The following is a 17,445-nucleotide window of genomic DNA, read 5'->3' as shown; positions in this document are numbered from 1 at the left end:
CCGTCAGGCCTTACTCAACGCCGTCAATGCATCTGTGCCGATGGGTTCTTCGGCGAGCATCGGGACGATGGCGGTTCGTTGGCTGTATTGGCTTGTGATGCTGCCGATTTCGGCGATCTCGCCGGCTGCGCGTTGCTTCAGGAGCGGCGAGGTCGGTTCGGCTGCGACGAGGGAGTTGTTGACCACCCACGCCCAAGGCTCGATTCCTGCGCGTTGTAGGTCGGCTTGCAGACCGGCGGCTTCGAGGACGGGTGTGGTTTCGGCGAGGGTCACGAGTAGGACTTTCGTGGCGTTCGGGTCCTGTAGTCGCATGAGCGGGGTGGTGAAGTTCGTGTTCTCACCCATTTGTCGGGCGATTTCCCGGTGGTAGGAGCCGGTGGCGTCGAGCAACAACAAGGTGTGACCGGTCGGGGCGGTGTCGACGACGACGAATTTGCGGCTCGATTCGTGAATCACCCGCGAAAACGCCTGAAAGACCGCCACTTCCTCGGTGCAGGGCGATCGGAGGTCTTCGGCGAGGTTCGCGCGGCCGCGGTCGTCGAGATTCTTGCCTTTGGTGGTCAGGACCCGGTTGCGGTACTGCTCGGTGGCGTCGGCGGGGTCGATTCGGGAGACCTGGAGGTTGTCGAGTTCCCCGTTCAAAGTTTCTGTCAGGTGTGCGGCCGGGTCGGTGGTGGTCAGGTGCACCTGGTGGCCGCGTTCGGCGAGGGCGACAGCGATGGCGGCGGCGATGGTGGTCTTGCCGACTCCGCCTTTGCCCATGCACATGATCAGGCCGTGATCATCGGTGTCGAGTTCGTCGATCAGGGATGAGAGCGGAGCACTGAGCAGCTGCAGGGACGGGTCCGCTGAGGCCGCGGATACCGGGCTGAGGTCGGCAGCGAAGAAGCTCTCGAGTGCATCGATGCCGACGATGTTGGTCTCTTTGAGCGGGACCTGATCGGTCGGCAATTGCGCCAATTCGGTTGGCAGGGCGGCGATCGCGGCTTGTTCACGCCGGTGGATCGCGGTCGCGAGCGGATCGGTGTCGTCGCCCGGCGCCGGGAGGACACCGTTGATCACGACATGCTGATGGGTCAGTCCGATGTCGGCGAGTTCGCGGTGGGTGCGGGTGATTTCGGTGAGCGTCGAACGCTGGGCGCGCGAGACCAGGACGAGGCGGGTCCGCTGCGGATCTGCGAGCGCGGCAACGGCGTCGGCGTAGATGGCGCGCTGCTTCTCGAGCCCGGACAGCGGACCCAGGCATGATGCATCGCCTTTACCGTCGTCGAGGAACTCGGTCCACGATCCGGGAAGCTGCAGCAGCCGGATGGTGTGCCCCGTCGGAGCGGTGTCGAAGAGGACATGGTCGAAGCCCGCGGTGATGTCGCCTTGGCCGGAGAGCAGTCCGGTGAACTCGTTGAACGACGCTATTTCGGTGGTGCAGGACCCGGAGAGCTGTTCGGCGATCGCCGCGATCTCCTTCTCGGGGAGCAGTCCGCGGACGGGGCCGATGATCCGCTCGCGATAGGCGGCAGCGGCTTGTTCCGGATCGATCTCGAGGGCCGACAGCCCCGCCGCTGCGGGGATCGAGGTGATGGTGTTGCCGATACTCACACCGAACACCTGCCCGACGTTGGAGGCGGGATCGGTGCTCACGAGCAGCACTTTCTTCCCGGCGCGGGCGAGGGTGATCGCGCTCGCGCACGCGATGGAGGTCTTTCCGACACCGCCTTTGCCGGTGAAGAACAGGAATCGGGGCGCATCGTTCAGGAACTTCATTGCGGTGTCGGCGCTTTCAGCAGCAGGTGGTGGAGTCGGCGTCGTCGGTGGAGCAGCATGCCGAGCCGTCGGCGAGTCCGAGCATGGCGATCCCGGCCGGCGCGTCCGCGGCGCCCGGTTCGGTGATGCCTGCCCATTTCGCGAGCTGGTTGCGGGTGGGATAGGTGCCGGTCAGGGCGGTGACTCCGTCGACGATCGCCAGCGGGAGTCCTTCGGAGCCTGAAATTTTGAGGAATGCTGCGACGGTGTCGTTGCCGGCGAACGCAAGGGGGTCGTTGGCGAGGTTGTGGCGGGTGATGGTGCCGCCGTTGCTTGCGACCCAGTCGAGGTCGGCGGTGAAGGTGATCAGCGCTTGGTCGACGTCGTCGCCGCAGACGCCGGTGTTGCAGCACAGTGCGGGTTCGAATACTTCGATGGTGCTCATGGTGATGTCCTCTTTCTTACTTCGCGGGTCTTCGATGGTGCGGCTAGCGGTTCCGATATCAGCGGGTCGCTAGACGGGCAGCGAGAGCGTCGACGCGGGAGGCGATGTCGTCGCGGACCAGGCGCATTCGTTCGATTCCGTCGATGCCGCGTTCGGACGGCTCGTCGGTGTCCCAGTTCTCGAAGTCGGTACCGGCGACGGGATCGACCTTCGCTTCGCTGCCCAGGGTGACGACGAGGTCGACATCGCGCACCAGTTGCGGATCGATCAGCGTCGGGGTCTCACCAGTGATGTCCACCCCGACCTCGAGGAGGGTTTCGGCAGACAGGGCGTTGACCGCCGAGCCTGGTTTCGTGCCGGCCGAGTACACGTCCACCTGGTCACCGGCGGCTTTGCGCATGAGGCCGGCGGCCATCTGGGATTTGCCGCCGTTCTTGACGCACACGAACAGCACTGAAGGCTTGCTCATCGAAGTTCCTTTCGCTGGGCGTGGGAGTCAGACGGCGTCGACCGTGTGGCCGGCTGCGTCGAGCGTGTTGGCGGTGATGTCGCCGCGGTCGGCCAGCCAGCGTTCGGCGTCGATTGCTGCGGAGCATCCGGTGCCGGCAGCGGTGATCGCCTGACGGTACGTGTGATCGACCAGGTCACCGGCAGCGAAGACGCCGTCGACGGAGGTCGCGGTGGAACCGGGAGCGACGCGCACGTATCCGACGTCGTCGAGATCGACCTGGCCCTTGACGAGCTCACTGCGCGGGTCGTGGCCGATGGCGACGAACATGCCGGTGATCTCGAGTGTGGAAGTTTCACCGGTGACAGTGTCGCGCACGACAAGGCCGGTGACGCTGTTCTCACCGAGCACCTCGACGGGCTCGGCATTGGTCAGGAAGCGGATCTTCTCGTTGGCCTTGGCGCGCTCGAGCATGATCCGTGAGGCGCGGAACTCCTCGCGGCGGTGCACCAAGGTGACCGAGCGAGCGAAACGGGTGAGGAAGGTTGCTTCTTCCATCGCGGAATCGCCGCCGCCGACCACGACGATGTCCTGGTCACGGAAGAAGAAGCCGTCGCAGGTGGCGCAGGCGCTGACGCCGCGGCCGAGGAGGCGTTCTTCACCGGGAATGCCCAGGTAGCGGGCTGCCGCGCCCATGGCGAGGATGATCGCGTGCGCGGCGTAGGTTTCGCCGTTCGCGACGACCGTCTTGATCGGGCCGCTGAGATCGATCTCTTCGACGTCCTCGGTGCGGATGTCGGTGTCGAAGCGCAGTGCCTGCTCGCGCATCTGTTCCATCAGATCGGGGCCCATGATTCCTTCGCGGAATCCGGGGAAGTTCTCGACCACGGTGGTGGTCATGAGGGCGCCACCGAACTGGGTTCCCTCGAAGAGCAGGGGCGCGAGCTCAGCGCGCGCGGTGTAGACACCAGCGGTGTAGCCGGCCGGTCCGGAACCGACAATGATGACGTCATGGACCGTGGACGGGATGGTCATAGTGTCTCTTTCACGGAATCGAAGGGGGCGTGGGTGGTCAGCGCGATACCGACGGGGCGGTGAGTTCGCTGATCAGGGCTTGTACGCGAGTCTTGATCTCGTCGCGGATCGGGCGAACCGCATCGATGCCTTTGCCGGCCGGATCGTCGAGGACCCAGTCGCGGTAGCTCTTGCCGGGGAAAATCGGGCAGGTGTCGCCGCAGCCCATCGTGATCACGACATCCGAATCCTGCACGGCATCGGCGGTGAGGATCTTCGGGGTCTGGGCGGAGATGTCGATTCCGAGTTCGGCCATCGCTTCGACTGCGGCGGAGTTGATGGTGTCCGCGGGGGCGGATCCGGCGGAGCGGACCTCGATGGCATCGCCGGCGAGGTGGCTCAGGAAACCGGCGGCCATCTGCGATCGGCCGGCGTTGTGGACACAGACGAACAGGACACTGGGCTTGCTGGTCATGGAGCTGAAACCTTTCCGTCAGTGGGGGTGAAGCGTTTACGTAGAGCAAGGGAGACGTAGACCAGCCCGACGAGCACCGGTACCTCGATCAGCGGGCCGACAACACCGGCAAGAGCTTGCCCCGAGGTGGCGCCGTAGGTGGCGATGGCTACGGCGATCGCGAGTTCGAAGTTGTTGCCCGCGGCGGTGAACGCCAGGGTCGTCGTGCGTTCATAGCCCAATCCGATTGCGGCACCGAGGACGTAGCCACCGCCCCACATCAACGCGAAGTACACCAGCAGCGGCAACGCGATCCGGACGACATCCCACGGCTGTGAGGTGATCTGTTCGCCCTGCATCGAGAAGAGCACGACGATGGTGAACAGCAGACCGTAGAGCGCCCAGGGGCTGATCTTGGGGATGAACTTGTTGTCGTACCAGTCGCGGCCTTTGGCGCGTTCACCGAAGAAGCGGGACAGAAAACCTGCCAGCAGCGGGATACCGAGGAAGATCAGGACCGATTTCGCGATCTGCCAGGGCGAGGTGTCGATGGTGGTCTGTTCGAGGCCGAGCCACCCGGGCAGGACCGAGAGGTAGAACCAACCGAGCACGGCGAACATGATCACCTGGAACACCGAATTGATGGCGACCAGCACCGCGGCGGCTTCGCGGTCTCCGCAGGCCAGGTCGTTCCAGATGATCACCATCGCGATACAGCGAGCGAGACCGACGATGATCAAACCGGTTCGGTATTCCGGCAGGTCAGGCAGAAACAGCCAGGCGAGGGCGAACATCAGCGCCGGGCCGAGAACCCAGTTCAGGAACAGGGAGCCGGCGAGGAGTTTCTTGTCCCCGGTGACAGTGTCGAGGCGGTCGTAGCGAACTTTCGCCAACACCGGGTACATCATGATCAGCAGGCCGAGGGCGATCGGTAACGAGATGCCGTCGATCTGCACCTTGTCCAGGGCAGTGTTCACACCGGGGATCCAGCGTCCAACCAGCAGGCCGACGACCATGGCCACGCCGATCCAGACCGCCAGATAGCGGTCGAGGGTGGAGAGTTTTCCGACGACTTCGGGGTGTTCGGTACTGGACGGGGCGCTCATACGGCGGTCTCCTGTGGGACGTCGGCGGCAGTGGATGATGCTTCCACGAGCAGAACGGCGGAAAGTTGTTGCAGGGCTGCGGGTATCACCCAGTAGTACACCCAGGTCCCGCGACGTTCGCAGTCGAGGAGTCCGGCCTGGCGCAACACCTTGAGGTGATGCGAAATCGTCGGCTGGGACAAGTCGAAGGTGTCGGAGATGTCGCAGACGCAGGCCTCCCCACCCTCATGGCTGGCAACCAAGCTCAGCAGTCGCAGCCGGACGGGATCGCCGAGCGCTTTGAACATCCGGGCCAGATCACCAGCCCAGTCTTCGGTCAACGGTTCACGGTTGAGTGGCGAACAACAGGCGCCGGTCTCCGCCACATCTTGATTCGACATACATCAATATTGACATCGATCAAATCAGTTCGCAACATGGGGCACGCCTCTGGTTCTGCAGCACGGGAAGGCCCCTTCCCTGGACGCGGATTTCTCGATGGCCGCGCATACGGCACTCAGATCGGCGGGTGAGGGCATCCGCCGTGCGACAGCCGTGATGGCCACTTGGATGTCGATGGCCTCGGTGGCCGGCTCCCAGTCGAGCGCGATCACGATCTCACTGATCTGCGCAGGTGAGAGCCGTTGATCCATCAGAGCCAGTAGCGGGCTGTGACCGTATCTCGGTGCGTCCTGCGGGTAGCCGCTGCGAAGCCAGTGCACAAAAGCGGTGACCACTGCCGGAATGAACATGAGAGACCTTCTTCGCAAGGAATTCATCGACGAGCATCAGTGCTGGGCGGCGATGTCGATCTCGTCGAGCAATGTGAGTACTCGCCGTTCGATCTCGTCACGGATCGGGCGGATCGCGTCGACCCCGAGACCCGCGGGGTCGGGAAGGACCCACTCCTCGTAGCGACGCCCGGGGAAGATCGGGCATGCATCTCCGCAGCCCATCGTGATGACGACGTCCGCTGCGCGGACCACTTCGTCCGTCCATGGCTTGGGGTATTCACCGCTGATGTCGATGCCACGTTCGGCCATTGCTTCGATGGCAGCTTCGTTGACGCTGGTGCCGGGTTCGGATCCGCCGGACCATGCGACGGCACGTTCCCCGGCGAGTTTTTCGAAGAATCCCATGGCCATCTGGGAGCGTCCGGCGTTGTGCGTGCACAAGAACAACACGGTGGGCTTGCCGTCGTTGGAGAGTCCTTCGACCTTGGCCAGGGCGCGCAGTCGCTGCCGGGCGAAGCGTTCAGCCAGGAGAGGGAGGTAGTTGACGACGGAGGCGCGGCCCGCGAACTGGTCGTAGGAAGAATGCAGGAAACGCTCGATGGTTTCGGTGTTGAAGACATCGGTGAATTCCGTGGCCAGGTGTGCGGCGGCACTCTTGAGCGCCAACCGTTGATCGATGGTCAGGTCGTCGCGGTGATGTGTTGCGGTGCTGAGGTTGTCGGTCATGAGAGTTCTCCGTTCGGGAGGCAATGGGGGGCGAGTCGAGCGACTCGGTGGTCGATGTCGTCGAAGGCTCGGTCGAACGCTGCGGCACTACCGGTGCGGGCAGGGTCCGGAATCGACCAGTGAAGAGAGTTCGGGTTCTCGCGCATTTCTTCGTGGGCGTTGTCGCACACGGCGATGACCATGTCCCCAGGAGCGAGGACATCGGCGACATCGGCCGGGCGCGTGGCGTCGAGAGGTAGGTCGTGACGGCGGGCGGCGGCGAGTGCTCCACTGTGAACTCGGGGAGCGGGGTGGGTGCCCGCCGATGCTGCCGGGATGTGCGATTGCTTGTTCCACAACGCCGCAGCCAGTTGCGAGCGCGCGGAATTGTGAGTGCACACGAACACGATCCGCGTCACAGCCAAGGGCGACGAGGTAGGAACGAGCACATCCAGCGCGGCGGGCTCGAGCCGGAGGTAGGTACGGCGCTTGTCGCCTTCCGATCGTGATCGGTGCACGAGACCAGCGCGTTCGAGGACCCCGAGGTGGTGGGCGAGCAGATTCGAGGAGATGGAGAGTCGGCGTTGCAGTTCCGACGGCGATGCGTCGCCGAGCACGAGCATGTCCACGATCGACAACCGTGCCGGATCGGCCAGGGCGCCGTAGAAGGCGGACCGCTGTTCCAGCGAGAACTTTTGCTCAATACTCATTGAGTCAATAATCACTGAGTTAATTTGAGATTGTCAAGCAATACCTGCCGGTAGTCGGGCTGTTCATTCAACTTTCGCCCATGGATTCATGTTCCGTTCATTTTCACAGCGATATCCGTTCATCCCCGGCCTCTAGGTTCATCACCCGAGCGGCAATCAGCCCTGCTCAGTGTCACTCGATCTCGGTGGCCGCGCGCCGCGCGAGCAACCCCGATACTTCGAAGGAACTACGTGAAGCTCAAGCGATCTGGCGCCGCCCTCAGTGTGCTGGCGGCCAGCACCCTCCTGCTTTCAGCGTGCGGCAGCGACAACAACACCGGCGCGACGGGTTCGACCGGATCCACTGGCGCGGGCTCGACCTCGAATGTCGAGTGCGGCGGAAAATCGGCACTCAAGGGCAGTGGTTCCACCGCCCAGGCCAACGCCATGACTCGTTTCGTGAATGCTTTCGAGCAGGCGTGCAGCGGACAGACCCTCAACTACACCTCCAACGGCTCCGGCGCCGGTGTGAGTGAGTTCATCGGAAACCAGACCGACCTCGGTGGTTCCGACTCCCCCCTCAGCAAGGACAAGGGCGAGTACGACCGCGCGAAAGAACGCTGCACCAGCGACGCCTGGAACCTTCCCGTCGTCTTCGGCCCGCTCGCGGTGACCTACAACGTCAAGGGCGTCGACGACCTCGTCCTCGACGGCCCCACCTCTGCCAAGATCTTCAACGGTGCGATCACCACTTGGGACGATCCGGCGATCAAGGCTCTCAACGAGGGCGCTTCGCTGCCGTCGGAGAAGATCAACGTGATCTACCGCAACGACGAGTCGGGCACCACCGACAACTTCCAGAAATACCTCGACTCCGCCTCGGACGGGGCCTGGGGCAAAGGCGCGGGCAAGTCGTTCGTCGGTGGCGTCGGTGAGGGCGCCAAGGGCAACGAGGGCACCTCCGCCGCCATCAAGAGCACCGAAGGCGCGATCACCTACAACGAGTGGTCCTTCGCCAAGGCCCAGAACCTGCAGACCGCCAAGATCGTGACCTCCGCCGGTCCCGAACCGGTCGAGATCAGCACCGAGACCGTCGGCAAGACCATCGCCGGTGCCACCATCAAGGGTGAGGGCAACGACCTCGTTCTCGACACGTCCACCTTCTACAAGCCGGCCGAGACCGGCGCGTACCCGATCGTGCTGGCTACCTACGAGATCGTGTGCTCGAAGTACCCCGACGCCGAGGTCGGCACCGCCGTCCGCGCTTTCCTGCAGTCCACGATCGGCGCCGGCCAGAACGGTCTCGAGGAAAACGGGTACATCCCGCTCCCGAGCGCGTTCCAGCAGAAGCTGACCACCGCAGTCAACGCGATCTCCTGATTGCCTGATCAGCGATGGCTCTGCACCCCGACGACGTAACCCGCTCCCCGGAGACGCCCACTGCGGCGACTCCGGGGGCGGGCGGAAAGATACCCGGCATGCCTGATCACAGCGGCAAGACTTCCCCGACGATTCCCTCGTCTCTCTCGACCGGAAAACACCAGTTCGGTGACAAGTTCTTCCGGTGGCTGGCCACCGGTGCCGGTGCCACGATCGTCGTCTCCATCGGCCTGATCGCCATCTTCCTGCTCATTCGCGCCATCCCGTCGCTGCAAGCGAACAACGCGAATTTCTTCACCAGCACCGAATTCGTCACCAGCGATGCATCGAATCTGCGTTTCGGTATCCGTGACCTCCTGACGGTCACCGTGCTCAGTTCGGTGTTCGCTCTGGCGATTGCGGTGCCGATCGCACTGGGTATCGCTGTGTTCTTGACGCAATACGCACCCGCGCGTCTCTCGCACGCATTCGGCTCGATCGTCGATCTCCTCGCCGCGGTGCCCTCGATCGTGTTCGGTCTCTGGGGAATCTTCATCCTCGCCCCCAAGCTCAGCCCGGTCGCGGAGTTCCTCAACGACAACCTCGGCTGGTTCTTCCTCTTCAGCGAAGGCAACGTCTCCTTGACCGGAGGCGGCACCATCTTCACCGCCGGAATCGTTCTCGCGGTGATGATCTTGCCGATCATCACCTCGGTCACCCGTGAGGTCTTCCGCCAGACACCGCGCACGCAGATCGAAGCGGCACAGGCGCTCGGCGCCACCAAATGGGAAGTCGTGCGCATGACCGTGCTGCCTTTCGGTCGCAGCGGCATCATTGCCGCGTCGATGCTCGGCCTGGGGCGCGCTCTCGGTGAAACCGTGGCCGTGCTGATCATCTTGCGCTCGGCTGCCAATCCCTCGAGCTGGTCGCTGTTCGACGGCGGATACACCTTCGCCTCGAAGATCGCCTCTGCAGCGGCAGAGTTCAGCGCTCCCCTTCCGACCGGCGCGTACATCGCCGCTGGTTTCGTCCTCTTCGCATTGACCTTCGTCGTCAACGCACTCGCTCGCATGGTCGCGAAAGGCAAGGTCAACGGATGAGCGCCGATCTCCTCAATGCACCGGCCAAGGCGCCGACGTTCCAAAGCATCAGCACCAGCCGCAAAGCCAAGAACGGTATCGCCACCGTACTGTTCTATGCTGCCTTCGGTATCGCGCTGATTCCTTTGGTCTGGGTGCTGTTCACCGTCATCGAAAAGGGATGGCGCGCCATCACCTCCTCCGGCTGGTGGACGAATTCTCTGCAGGGTGTGCTTCCGGAACAGTTCGCCGGCGGCATCTACCATGCGCTGTACGGCACCTTGATCCAAGCAGCGATCGCAGCGATCATCTCCGTCCCGCTCGGCATCATGGCAGCGATCTACCTGGTCGAATACGGGCGCGGAGCCTTCGCTCGCACCGTGACGTTCATGGTCGACGTTCTCGCCGGTGTGCCCTCGATCGTTGCGGCGTTGTTCGTTTTCAGCCTCTGGATCGCGACTCTCGGATTCGAACAGAGCGCTTTCGCCGTCTCCCTGGCGCTGGTGCTGCTCATGCTGCCGGTCGTCGTACGCAACACCGAGGAAATGCTCAAGCTCGTCCCGGACGAGCTTCGGGAAGCCTCCTATGCACTGGGCGTCCCGAAGTGGAAGACGATCATGCGCATCGTCATCCCGACCGCGATGCCGGGCATTATCAGCGGAGTCTTGCTCTCCATCGCCCGAGTCATGGGTGAAACAGCTCCGGTCCTCGTGCTCGTCGGCTATTCCCGCTCGATCAACTTCGACGTCTTCGAAGGCAACATGGCCTCGCTCCCGCTGCTGATCTACACCGAGCTGATCAACCCGCAGCCCGCAGGCCAGCTCCGAGTGTGGGGCGCAGCCCTGACGCTGATCATCGTCATGGCGCTCCTCAACCTTCTCGCTGCGCTCGCGACCCGCTTCCTCACCAACAAGCGCTAGAAACGGACAGGAACACCAGACATGGCCAAGCGCCTCGACATCAAAGATCTCAACATCTACTACGGCAAGTTCCACGCCGTCGCCGATGTGGGCCTGTCCGTCCCGCCCCGGAGCGTCACCGCCTTCATCGGCCCGTCCGGCTGCGGAAAATCGACGGTCCTTCGCACCCTCAACCGCATGCACGAAGTCATTCCCGGTGCGCGCGTCGAGGGTTCGGTCCTGCTCGACGGTGAGGACATCTACGATTCCAGCGTCGATTCGGTCGGCGTCCGCAAGACCATCGGCATGGTCTTCCAGCGGCCCAACCCCTTCCCGACCATGTCCATCAAGGACAACGTCGTCGCCGGCCTGAAACTGAGCGGTGAACGCAACAGGAAAAAGCTCGACGAGGTAGCCGAGCGTTCGCTGCGCGGCGCCAACCTGTGGAACGAGGTCAAGGATCGCCTCGACAAGCCCGGTGGCGGCCTCTCAGGCGGTCAGCAGCAGCGTCTGTGCATCGCGCGTGCCATCGCCGTCTCGCCCGACGTCCTGCTCATGGACGAGCCGTGCTCCGCGCTCGACCCGATCTCGACTCTCGCGATCGAGGACCTGATCACCGAGCTGAAGAAGGACTTCACGATCGTCATCGTCACGCACAACATGCAGCAGGCTGCGCGTGTGAGTGACCAGACGGCATTCTTCAACCTCGAGGCAACCGGTAAGCCCGGTCGACTCGTCGAGATCGACGACACCGAGAAGATCTTCTCGAACCCGACACAAAAAGCTACCGAGGACTACATCTCCGGCCGCTTCGGCTGAGCGACACTGTGGCTGTGTGGGCAGTCGACCTCCTCCTCACCGGCTACTTCAGGTGAGACAATGGGTACGTTCTGAAATAGGGGGTCGACAGTTGACTATCGAATTGCGTCAGCCGGACCGGGAGGTCGCGGCGGGAGCGCATTACGGCTACTCCTTGGCCGATTCGCATACGCGTCTGCTTCTGGCGGAGCCGGACCCAGCCACCGCTGCGCAGTTCATGGCGGCCGCCGACCACATGGGGATTCGCACCGACTGGTGCCGTGACGGTGCCGAGACTCTACTGGCGGTGGGTGCGGAGGTGCCGACCGTCCTGATCTTGGCTGCTCACACCGACAACGTCGACGCCGCACGAGTGGTGGCCACGATTCGAAGCCGGTCCGATGTTCCGATCCTGGTCGGTGCAGCCAAGTCGGGCGACGAGCGCATCGTGCGCGAAGTCCTCGCCGCGGGCGCCTCGGCGGTCGTTGCCCGCCCGTACGACATCACCACCATTGCTCCGTTCGCCGGCATCACCACACTCTCACCCGCCGAAGACAGTGTCGTCACCGCCGGACCGATCCGGGTCAACCCCAGTGGCTACGAGACCCGCGTCGGAAACCGCGAAGTACAGTTGACTCAGCGGGAACTCGAACTGCTCGTCTACCTGATCAAACGCCGCGGCCACGTCGCCAGCCAAAGCGAGATCAGCCTCGCAGTATGGGGTCACAGCGCCGAAACGAACACCGTCGCGGTGCACGTGAAGCGGCTACGTGAAAAACTCGGCTCGGATGCGCAGCACGGACAGTTCATTCGCACCATCCGCGGCGCCGGCTACCGCCTCGCTCCTTCCTTATGTGCATGAACCCATCAGCTCTCTGCGGTAGCAGAACCCGGAAGAACTCCCAGGTCGTGTGATGGGCGCACCCACAGACGACTGGGAATCAGGATTCCGAGCGCTGACGAAGTTCGTCGAACTCAAAGGTCATGCCGGCCCCGCAGGTCGAGTCCATGCGTTCGGAATCGACCTCGGCGGGTGGGTGGCACGTCGACGGATCGCATACTGGGACGGCACACTCTCCGCCGGTGAAGCCGACCTCCTCGAAAACCTACCCGGCTGGACCTGGGGGAAACCGCGACGCAAAAGTTGGCGAGCAGCACTGTCCGCATTATCGGACGAGCTCGCCGCGCGCCCCGACACGGACCTGTCGTCGACTCTCGTGATCGATGGTATCGATCTGGTCGCATGGGCGAACGCCCAGCGCACAGCCCACCAGAATGGCGAGCTCACCGACACCCAGATTCTCATGCTCGAAGCCCTACCCGCCTGGATGTGGGACAACGACACCGTTCGTTGGGAAACCGGGCGCTCTGCACTCGAGATGTACCTCCGAGAGCACGATGGTGCCGATGTCCCTCGCTCAGCGCGCGCCAACAGCTTCGACGTGGGCAAATGGGTGTTCCGCTGCCGAGAAGAGCATCGCGCCGGCACCCTGCCCCCGGATCGTATCGCCGAACTGAACAAGCTCCCAGGGTGGCGATGGGGCCGCGAGAGCGACGCGTGGATACAGGGGATCTCGGCCCTTAAGGCCTACACCGCCATCCACGGAACAGCCTCCCCCCGACAATCAGAGATCCTCGACGGGTTCTCCCTCGGACAGTGGGTCCACCACCGGCGCCGCGACTACAAAACCGGCACCCTGGCGATCGAGAAAATCGCCGCCCTCGAAGCGCTGCCCGGCTGGGACTGGGATCCTTTCCAAACACAATGGGAGAGAGGGTTTTCCGTATTGACTCAGTTCGTCGCGAACTCCGGTCATGCTCGACCATCCAAGAGCGCGGTCACCGGAACTTATCCCCTCGGCGAATGGGTCAGCACCCAACGAAAACACCACCACCGAGGAATTCTGTCCGACGCCCGCTCCGCACGACTCGAACAACTTCCAGGTTGGCGCTGGATCGACGACAAACAGCACGAGTAAACCCGGCAAGTGAACCGTCGCAAGACAACCCCACTCATGCTCGCCAGCAACCTTGGATCACAGCGATGCAGGTTTCGCAGAGGATTCCTGCTTTCCAAGGCAAGGCGAAGTGCACATGGCTCCCTGGGAACGAAAGTTCCGGAAACGCTCAATGGTGACCTCGGCCCCCGAGTGGCGGCGCCTGTCAATTCCCGCACCCGGAGAATCCGCCGAATCGATGTTCCCGACAGATCCCGACACCACTACTTCTGCACCGGACTGATCAACACACCGGCAACACCGCTACAACCGCTTCGCTCACCTCATCACATTGCTGAGCGCCGAACCTGCTGAAACAGGGGGGTGCACCCGCAATCGATTTCACGATTCAGCAACACCGTCCTGAGGCTCAGATTCCAGGATCCAGCACACACCGACATCGTCGGTTTCCGGCGGAATCCCACTTTCCGCTCGACCCAGCAGCGCAACAAGGTTTGTTTCGAGGGTGGCAAGTTCGCGGATCTTGCCACGAACCTGGGAGAGATGCTCCGAGAGCATCTCCACGACCTGCTCACAAGGAGCCGCCCCGCGGTCATGGGTGGTGAGGATCTGGCGGATCTCTCGCAAGGTGAGACCTGCAGACTGGGCGCTGCGGACGAACCGCAAACGCGAAAGAGATTCCGGACCGAAATCCCGGTAGCCGTTGGACTTTCGGACCGGGACGGGAATCACCCCACTGTCCTCGTAGAAACGCAGCGTCTTCGGGGCAACGCCACTCCGAGCGGCCAGTTCACCAATTTTCACGAGATCCTTGACCTTCCATCGCACTGGAATGTCCATTATGGATGACGTTCGGGAACCGCAGGTGACTCGGACCGCTCGTCGTCGCGCTGACGGCGAACGCTCAGAAGGAGGTGTGAAATGAACCCACTGGAGATGTTGTGCGACTGGCTGTGTCGAGCGATGGGTCCTTGCTGTCCCCCCATGTGATGCCGTGGCGAGCAACTCGGAATCTACCGATGTCACTTCGCCGTTCCTGGTGAGGTACGTCGGCCGGCCACCGTTCGGCTGGCGTACCGCATTCACTTCCAAGTCCGGTGCATCATCTTCCTCGAATCGCCCTACATTGCTATCATCGTTTTATGACGATGAATAACGAGTCGGGATGCCTCGCTGCAACCGGCAGCGGGTCCAGTCTGGATGCGGCAGTGGCACTGTTCCACAGTCTCTCGGACGGCACCCGGTTGTCGATCGTGCGCCGTCTCGCCGAAGGAGAGGCGCGGGTTGCGGATTTGATCGGTGAACTCGGCCTCGCCCAGTCGACGGTGTCCGCACATGTTGCATGCCTACGTGATTGCGGTTTGGTCGACGGCAGACCGGAAGGTCGGCAGGTGTTCTACTCGCTGGCCCGGCCGGAATTGATGGACCTACTCGCCTCGGCGGAGACGCTGCTTGCCGCGACGGGGAACGCGGTTGCCTTGTGCCCGAATTACGGCACCGCCATCGGAGATAGCCGTGAGTGACGCATGCGGTTGCGGTCACGACGAACCCCGCGTCGAAGGCGAGGAAGAACACGGGCCCGAAAAGTGGTGGCAGGTTACCGAGATCCGGGCGGCTGCAGCTGCGGGCGTGCTGCTGATCGCGGCGCTGATAGTGGGCCTGACCGGTGGGCCGGATGCTCTCGGGCTCGGTCTCGAGGTGGGCGCCCTGCTCATTGCCGGTTACACGTTCGTCCCGTCCACTCTCGCACGCCTGGTCAAGGGCAAGATCGGGGTCGGCACCCTGATGACGATCGCGGCTGTCGGCGCGGTACTGCTCGGTGAGGTGGGCGAAGCGGCCATGCTCGCGTTCTTGTTCGCGATCAGCGAGGGACTCGAAGAGTATGCGGTCACCCGCACTCGCCGGGGCCTGCGGGCCTTGCTGTCTCTGGTGCCGGCCACCGCGACAGTTCTCCGCGACGGCCGCGAGGAAACCGTTCCGCCCTCCGAACTCCAGCTCGGCGAGCTCATGGTCGTCAAGCCTGGGGAACGGATCGCCACCGACGGGGTCATCCGCACCGGACGCACCGCTCTGGACACCTCCGCGATTACCGGTGAATCGGTGCCCGTCGAAGCCGGTCCCGGCAACGAGGTGTTCGCAGGATCGATCAACGGCACCGGCGTCCTCGAAGTCGAGGTCACCGCAGATGCGCAGGACAATTCGCTGGCCAAAATCGTGCGGATCGTCGAGGCCGAGCAGTCCCGCAAGGGCGAGGCGCAACGCCTCGCCGACAAGATCGCCAAACCGCTGGTTCCAGGTGTGATGATCGTCGCCGCAGTTATCGCCGCGGTCGGCAGTGTGCTCGGCGATCCGCTGGTGTGGATCGAACGCGCCCTGGTGGTGCTGGTCGCCGCCTCCCCGTGTGCGCTGGCCATCGCGATCCCTGTCACCGTTGTCGCCGCGATCGGTGCGGCGTCCAAGCTCGGTGTCCTGGTCAAGGGCGGCGGTGCACTCGAGGCCCTCGGCCGGATCCGCACCGTTGCGTTGGACAAGACCGGCACCCTCACCCGCAACCAGCCTGCCGTGATCGATGTGGCCACGGCGGACGGCGCCAGCCGCGAGGACGTTCTCGCGGTGGCCGCAGCGTTGGAGGCGCGCAGCGAGCACCCTCTCGCTCGCGCGATTCTCGCCGCCGTCGACGACTACGCACCCGCCGACGACGTGGACGCGGTCACAGGGGCGGGCCTGACCGGGGCCATCGACGGCATACCTGTGCGCCTCGGTCGACCGGGCTGGATCGACCCGGGTCCGCTGGCAGGGGATATCGAGCGGATGCAGCATGCCGGCGCCACTGCGGTGCTGATCGAGCGCGCCGGAACGGTCATCGGGGCGGTCGCCGTCCGTGACGAGCTCCGACCGGAAGCACGTGAGGTGGTTGCCGGGCTACGACGCGGCGGGTACACCGTCGCGATGCTCACCGGCGACAACGAACGCACCGCCCAGGCGCTGGCCGCCGACGTCGGGATCGACGACGTGCACGCCGACCTGCGCCCGGAGGACAAGGCACGGATCGTGGAAACCTTGCGTGCGAGCCGCCCGACGGCAATGGTCGGGGACGGTGTCAACGACGCCCCCGCCCTGGCCACCGCCGACTTGGGCATTGCCATGGGCGCGATGGGTTCCGACGTGGCCATCGAGACCGCCGATGTTGCTCTGATGGGTGAGGACCTGCGGCACCTGCCGCAGGCGTTGGCGCACGCGCGCCGCTCCCGGACCATCATGTTGCAGAACGTCGGACTGTCGCTGGCGATCATCACCGTTCTGATGCCGTTGGCCTTGTTCGGGGTTCTCGGCCTGGCCGCCGTGGTCCTGGTGCACGAGGTCGCTGAGATCGTGGTCATCGCCAACGGTGTCCGGGCCGGCCGCGCGCAAGCCTTCCCCACCGGATCGGTACCCGCACCGGCGGGGAAGGTCGAGGCCCGCACGTGAGCGAATTAGCGGCTCGATCAATCCGCACAGGTAGCACGCGGCGGGTGATTCTCGTGGTCGTCGGTCTCGCTCTCATCGCGATCGCACTGTCGGCCGAACCCGTTGCGCGCCGTACCCTTTCCGGTGCACGCACCGTCGATATGGGATTGCTGCAACTGAAGTTGGCGTACAACAGCGGTGTCGCGTTCAGCATCGGCCAACAGCTTCCGGCCTGGATCATCCTCGCGGTCACCGCCGCCATCACTCTCGGCGTCGGAATTTACGCCTGGCGCACCGTCCCCACCGCTTCACTGGTGGGGACGGTGGGTTGGTCGGCGATCCTCGCCGGAGCTGCCGCCAACGTGATCGATCGTGCCGTCGACGGAAAGGTCACCGACTATTTCCACACCGGCTGGTGGCCCACCTTCAACCTCGCCGACACCTACATCACCTGCGGCGTCGTGCTGCTCGTCGCATCACTGATCTTTGAGTCCACCCACGACCCGGCCGATCCCCCGCCCGCACAGGAGAGTTCGAAATGACAGCAATACCCGAGATCAGGCCGCGCCGCGGCAGCCGCCGGATGCGAGG

Annotated in this window: 20 protein-coding genes; 9 read left to right on the top strand and 11 right to left on the bottom strand. The window is 63.9% G+C overall.

The window, feature by feature from the left end:
• Window positions 1-3: 3 nt before the first annotated feature.
• Genes arsA through ACBG85_RS30255 form a run of 10 tightly spaced genes read right to left on the bottom strand, consistent with a single transcriptional unit; the run spans window position 4 to window position 7,335 of the window.
• Window positions 4-1,761, bottom strand: a complete 1,758-nt coding sequence (arsA, locus tag ACBG85_RS30300) for an arsenical pump-driving ATPase (RefSeq protein ID WP_054186483.1) — start codon at window positions 1,759-1,761, stop codon at window positions 4-6.
• 16 nt (window positions 1,762-1,777) lie between these two features.
• Entirely contained in the window at window positions 1,778-2,185 is a 408-nt protein-coding gene (arsD, locus tag ACBG85_RS30295) for an arsenite efflux transporter metallochaperone ArsD (RefSeq protein ID WP_054186484.1), read from the bottom strand.
• 58 nt (window positions 2,186-2,243) lie between these two features.
• Complete coding sequence (locus ACBG85_RS30290; protein ID WP_054186485.1) at window positions 2,244-2,654, bottom strand: low molecular weight phosphatase family protein; 411 nt, start codon at window positions 2,652-2,654, stop codon at window positions 2,244-2,246.
• A gap of 27 nt (window positions 2,655-2,681) precedes the next feature.
• Window positions 2,682-3,668, bottom strand: coding sequence for a thioredoxin-disulfide reductase (trxB, locus tag ACBG85_RS30285; protein WP_182263378.1), 987 nt, complete (start codon window positions 3,666-3,668; stop codon window positions 2,682-2,684).
• Window positions 3,669-3,705: 37 nt separating this feature from the next.
• Window positions 3,706-4,122 carry an arsenate reductase ArsC gene (locus ACBG85_RS30280; RefSeq protein WP_054186421.1) on the bottom strand — a complete coding sequence of 139 codons (417 nt, stop codon included), beginning with the start codon at window positions 4,120-4,122 and terminating at the stop codon, window positions 3,706-3,708.
• Entirely contained in the window at window positions 4,119-5,207 is a 1,089-nt protein-coding gene (gene arsB / locus ACBG85_RS30275; protein WP_372027956.1) for an ACR3 family arsenite efflux transporter, read from the bottom strand. Before arsB ends, ACBG85_RS30280 begins: the two co-directional genes overlap by 4 nt.
• Window positions 5,204-5,587: a helix-turn-helix transcriptional regulator gene (locus tag ACBG85_RS30270; RefSeq protein ID WP_037131620.1), complete on the bottom strand. Its 384-nt coding sequence runs from the start codon at window positions 5,585-5,587 to the stop codon at window positions 5,204-5,206. Before ACBG85_RS30270 ends, arsB begins: the two co-directional genes overlap by 4 nt.
• Window positions 5,588-5,611: 24 nt before the next feature.
• Window positions 5,612-5,938: a DUF3349 domain-containing protein gene (locus tag ACBG85_RS30265; protein ID WP_054186447.1), complete on the bottom strand. Its 327-nt coding sequence runs from the start codon at window positions 5,936-5,938 to the stop codon at window positions 5,612-5,614.
• A 36-nt stretch (window positions 5,939-5,974) separates the two neighbouring features.
• The gene (locus ACBG85_RS30260) at window positions 5,975-6,646 is read right to left on the bottom strand and encodes an arsenate reductase ArsC (protein WP_054186448.1); all 672 of its coding nucleotides are present in this window, start codon (window positions 6,644-6,646) and stop codon (window positions 5,975-5,977) included.
• Window positions 6,643-7,335, bottom strand: coding sequence for a helix-turn-helix domain-containing protein (locus ACBG85_RS30255; protein ID WP_054186449.1), 693 nt, complete (start codon window positions 7,333-7,335; stop codon window positions 6,643-6,645). Before ACBG85_RS30255 ends, ACBG85_RS30260 begins: the two co-directional genes overlap by 4 nt.
• Before the next feature lie 231 nt (window positions 7,336-7,566).
• On the opposite strand from ACBG85_RS30255, the gene pstS reads away from it, so the two are divergent.
• The 6 genes from pstS (at window position 7,567) to ACBG85_RS30225 (ending at window position 13,428) form a co-directional block, all read left to right on the top strand.
• Complete coding sequence (gene pstS, locus ACBG85_RS30250; protein WP_054186450.1) at window positions 7,567-8,694, top strand: phosphate ABC transporter substrate-binding protein PstS; 1,128 nt, start codon at window positions 7,567-7,569, stop codon at window positions 8,692-8,694.
• Between the two features lie 98 nt (window positions 8,695-8,792).
• The gene (pstC, locus tag ACBG85_RS30245; protein WP_054186453.1) at window positions 8,793-9,773 is read left to right on the top strand and encodes a phosphate ABC transporter permease subunit PstC; all 981 of its coding nucleotides are present in this window, start codon (window positions 8,793-8,795) and stop codon (window positions 9,771-9,773) included.
• Entirely contained in the window at window positions 9,770-10,672 is a 903-nt protein-coding gene (gene pstA, locus ACBG85_RS30240) for a phosphate ABC transporter permease PstA (RefSeq protein ID WP_054186451.1), read from the top strand. The genes pstC and pstA overlap by 4 nt, the downstream gene beginning before the upstream one ends.
• A 21-nt stretch (window positions 10,673-10,693) precedes the next feature.
• Window positions 10,694-11,470, top strand: a complete 777-nt coding sequence (gene pstB, locus ACBG85_RS30235; RefSeq protein WP_118606089.1) for a phosphate ABC transporter ATP-binding protein PstB — start codon at window positions 10,694-10,696, stop codon at window positions 11,468-11,470.
• Window positions 11,471-11,561: 91 nt separating this feature from the next.
• Window positions 11,562-12,311, top strand: a complete 750-nt coding sequence (locus tag ACBG85_RS30230; protein WP_054186436.1) for a response regulator transcription factor — start codon at window positions 11,562-11,564, stop codon at window positions 12,309-12,311.
• Window positions 12,312-12,363: 52 nt separating this feature from the next.
• Window positions 12,364-13,428, top strand: a complete 1,065-nt coding sequence (locus ACBG85_RS30225) for a helicase associated domain-containing protein (RefSeq protein WP_011331631.1) — start codon at window positions 12,364-12,366, stop codon at window positions 13,426-13,428.
• Window positions 13,429-13,788: 360 nt separating this feature from the next.
• On the opposite strand, the gene ACBG85_RS30220 is transcribed toward ACBG85_RS30225, so the two are convergent.
• Entirely contained in the window at window positions 13,789-14,247 is a 459-nt protein-coding gene (locus ACBG85_RS30220) for a heavy metal-responsive transcriptional regulator (protein WP_003944650.1), read from the bottom strand.
• A gap of 302 nt (window positions 14,248-14,549) precedes the next feature.
• On the opposite strand from ACBG85_RS30220, the gene ACBG85_RS30215 reads away from it, so the two are divergent.
• From ACBG85_RS30215 to lspA, 3 genes are read left to right on the top strand one after another with little or no spacing between them, the layout of a single operon-like run.
• On the top strand, window positions 14,550-14,930 hold the full coding sequence (locus ACBG85_RS30215) for a helix-turn-helix transcriptional regulator (RefSeq protein WP_054186437.1): 381 nt from the start codon (window positions 14,550-14,552) through the stop codon (window positions 14,928-14,930).
• On the top strand, window positions 14,923-16,875 hold the full coding sequence (locus ACBG85_RS30210) for a heavy metal translocating P-type ATPase (protein WP_372027955.1): 1,953 nt from the start codon (window positions 14,923-14,925) through the stop codon (window positions 16,873-16,875). Before ACBG85_RS30215 ends, ACBG85_RS30210 begins: the two co-directional genes overlap by 8 nt.
• The gene (gene lspA / locus ACBG85_RS30205) at window positions 16,872-17,396 is read left to right on the top strand and encodes a signal peptidase II (RefSeq protein ID WP_011133466.1); all 525 of its coding nucleotides are present in this window, start codon (window positions 16,872-16,874) and stop codon (window positions 17,394-17,396) included. Before ACBG85_RS30210 ends, lspA begins: the two co-directional genes overlap by 4 nt.
• Window positions 17,397-17,445 lie beyond the last annotated feature (49 nt).

The organism is Rhodococcus sp. NyZ502, assembly GCF_041464245.1.
GTDB lineage: Bacteria > Actinomycetota > Actinomycetes > Mycobacteriales > Mycobacteriaceae > Rhodococcus_F > Rhodococcus_F qingshengii.
The sequence above is the reverse complement of the archived record's forward strand: the minus strand, read 5'-3'. Positions and strand labels throughout refer to the sequence as shown.

Excerpts from the sequence above, each read along its gene's own strand:
- arsA (WP_054186483.1), bottom strand. The coding sequence starts at position 1,761 with ATGAAGTTCCTGAACGATGCGCCCCGATTCCTGTTCTTCACCGGCAAA.
- trxB (WP_182263378.1), bottom strand. The coding sequence starts at position 3,668 with ATGACCATCCCGTCCACGGTCCATGACGTCATCATTGTCGGTTCCGGA.
- ACBG85_RS30220 (WP_003944650.1), bottom strand. The coding sequence starts at position 14,247 with ATGGACATTCCAGTGCGATGGAAGGTCAAGGATCTCGTGAAAATTGGT.
- ACBG85_RS30255 (WP_054186449.1), bottom strand. The coding sequence starts at position 7,335 with ATGAGTATTGAGCAAAAGTTCTCGCTGGAACAGCGGTCCGCCTTCTAC.
- ACBG85_RS30225 (WP_011331631.1), top strand. The coding sequence starts at position 12,364 with ATGGGCGCACCCACAGACGACTGGGAATCAGGATTCCGAGCGCTGACG.
- ACBG85_RS30265 (WP_054186447.1), bottom strand. The coding sequence starts at position 5,938 with ATGTTCATTCCGGCAGTGGTCACCGCTTTTGTGCACTGGCTTCGCAGC.
- ACBG85_RS30280 (WP_054186421.1), bottom strand. The coding sequence starts at position 4,122 with ATGACCAGCAAGCCCAGTGTCCTGTTCGTCTGTGTCCACAACGCCGGC.
- ACBG85_RS30290 (WP_054186485.1), bottom strand. The coding sequence starts at position 2,654 with ATGAGCAAGCCTTCAGTGCTGTTCGTGTGCGTCAAGAACGGCGGCAAA.
- pstC (WP_054186453.1), top strand. The coding sequence starts at position 8,793 with ATGCCTGATCACAGCGGCAAGACTTCCCCGACGATTCCCTCGTCTCTC.
- ACBG85_RS30270 (WP_037131620.1), bottom strand. The coding sequence starts at position 5,587 with ATGTCGAATCAAGATGTGGCGGAGACCGGCGCCTGTTGTTCGCCACTC.
- arsB (WP_372027956.1), bottom strand. The coding sequence starts at position 5,207 with ATGAGCGCCCCGTCCAGTACCGAACACCCCGAAGTCGTCGGAAAACTC.
- pstA (WP_054186451.1), top strand. The coding sequence starts at position 9,770 with ATGAGCGCCGATCTCCTCAATGCACCGGCCAAGGCGCCGACGTTCCAA.
- arsD (WP_054186484.1), bottom strand. The coding sequence starts at position 2,185 with ATGAGCACCATCGAAGTATTCGAACCCGCACTGTGCTGCAACACCGGC.
- pstB (WP_118606089.1), top strand. The coding sequence starts at position 10,694 with ATGGCCAAGCGCCTCGACATCAAAGATCTCAACATCTACTACGGCAAG.
- ACBG85_RS30260 (WP_054186448.1), bottom strand. The coding sequence starts at position 6,646 with ATGACCGACAACCTCAGCACCGCAACACATCACCGCGACGACCTGACC.
- ACBG85_RS30215 (WP_054186437.1), top strand. The coding sequence starts at position 14,550 with ATGACGATGAATAACGAGTCGGGATGCCTCGCTGCAACCGGCAGCGGG.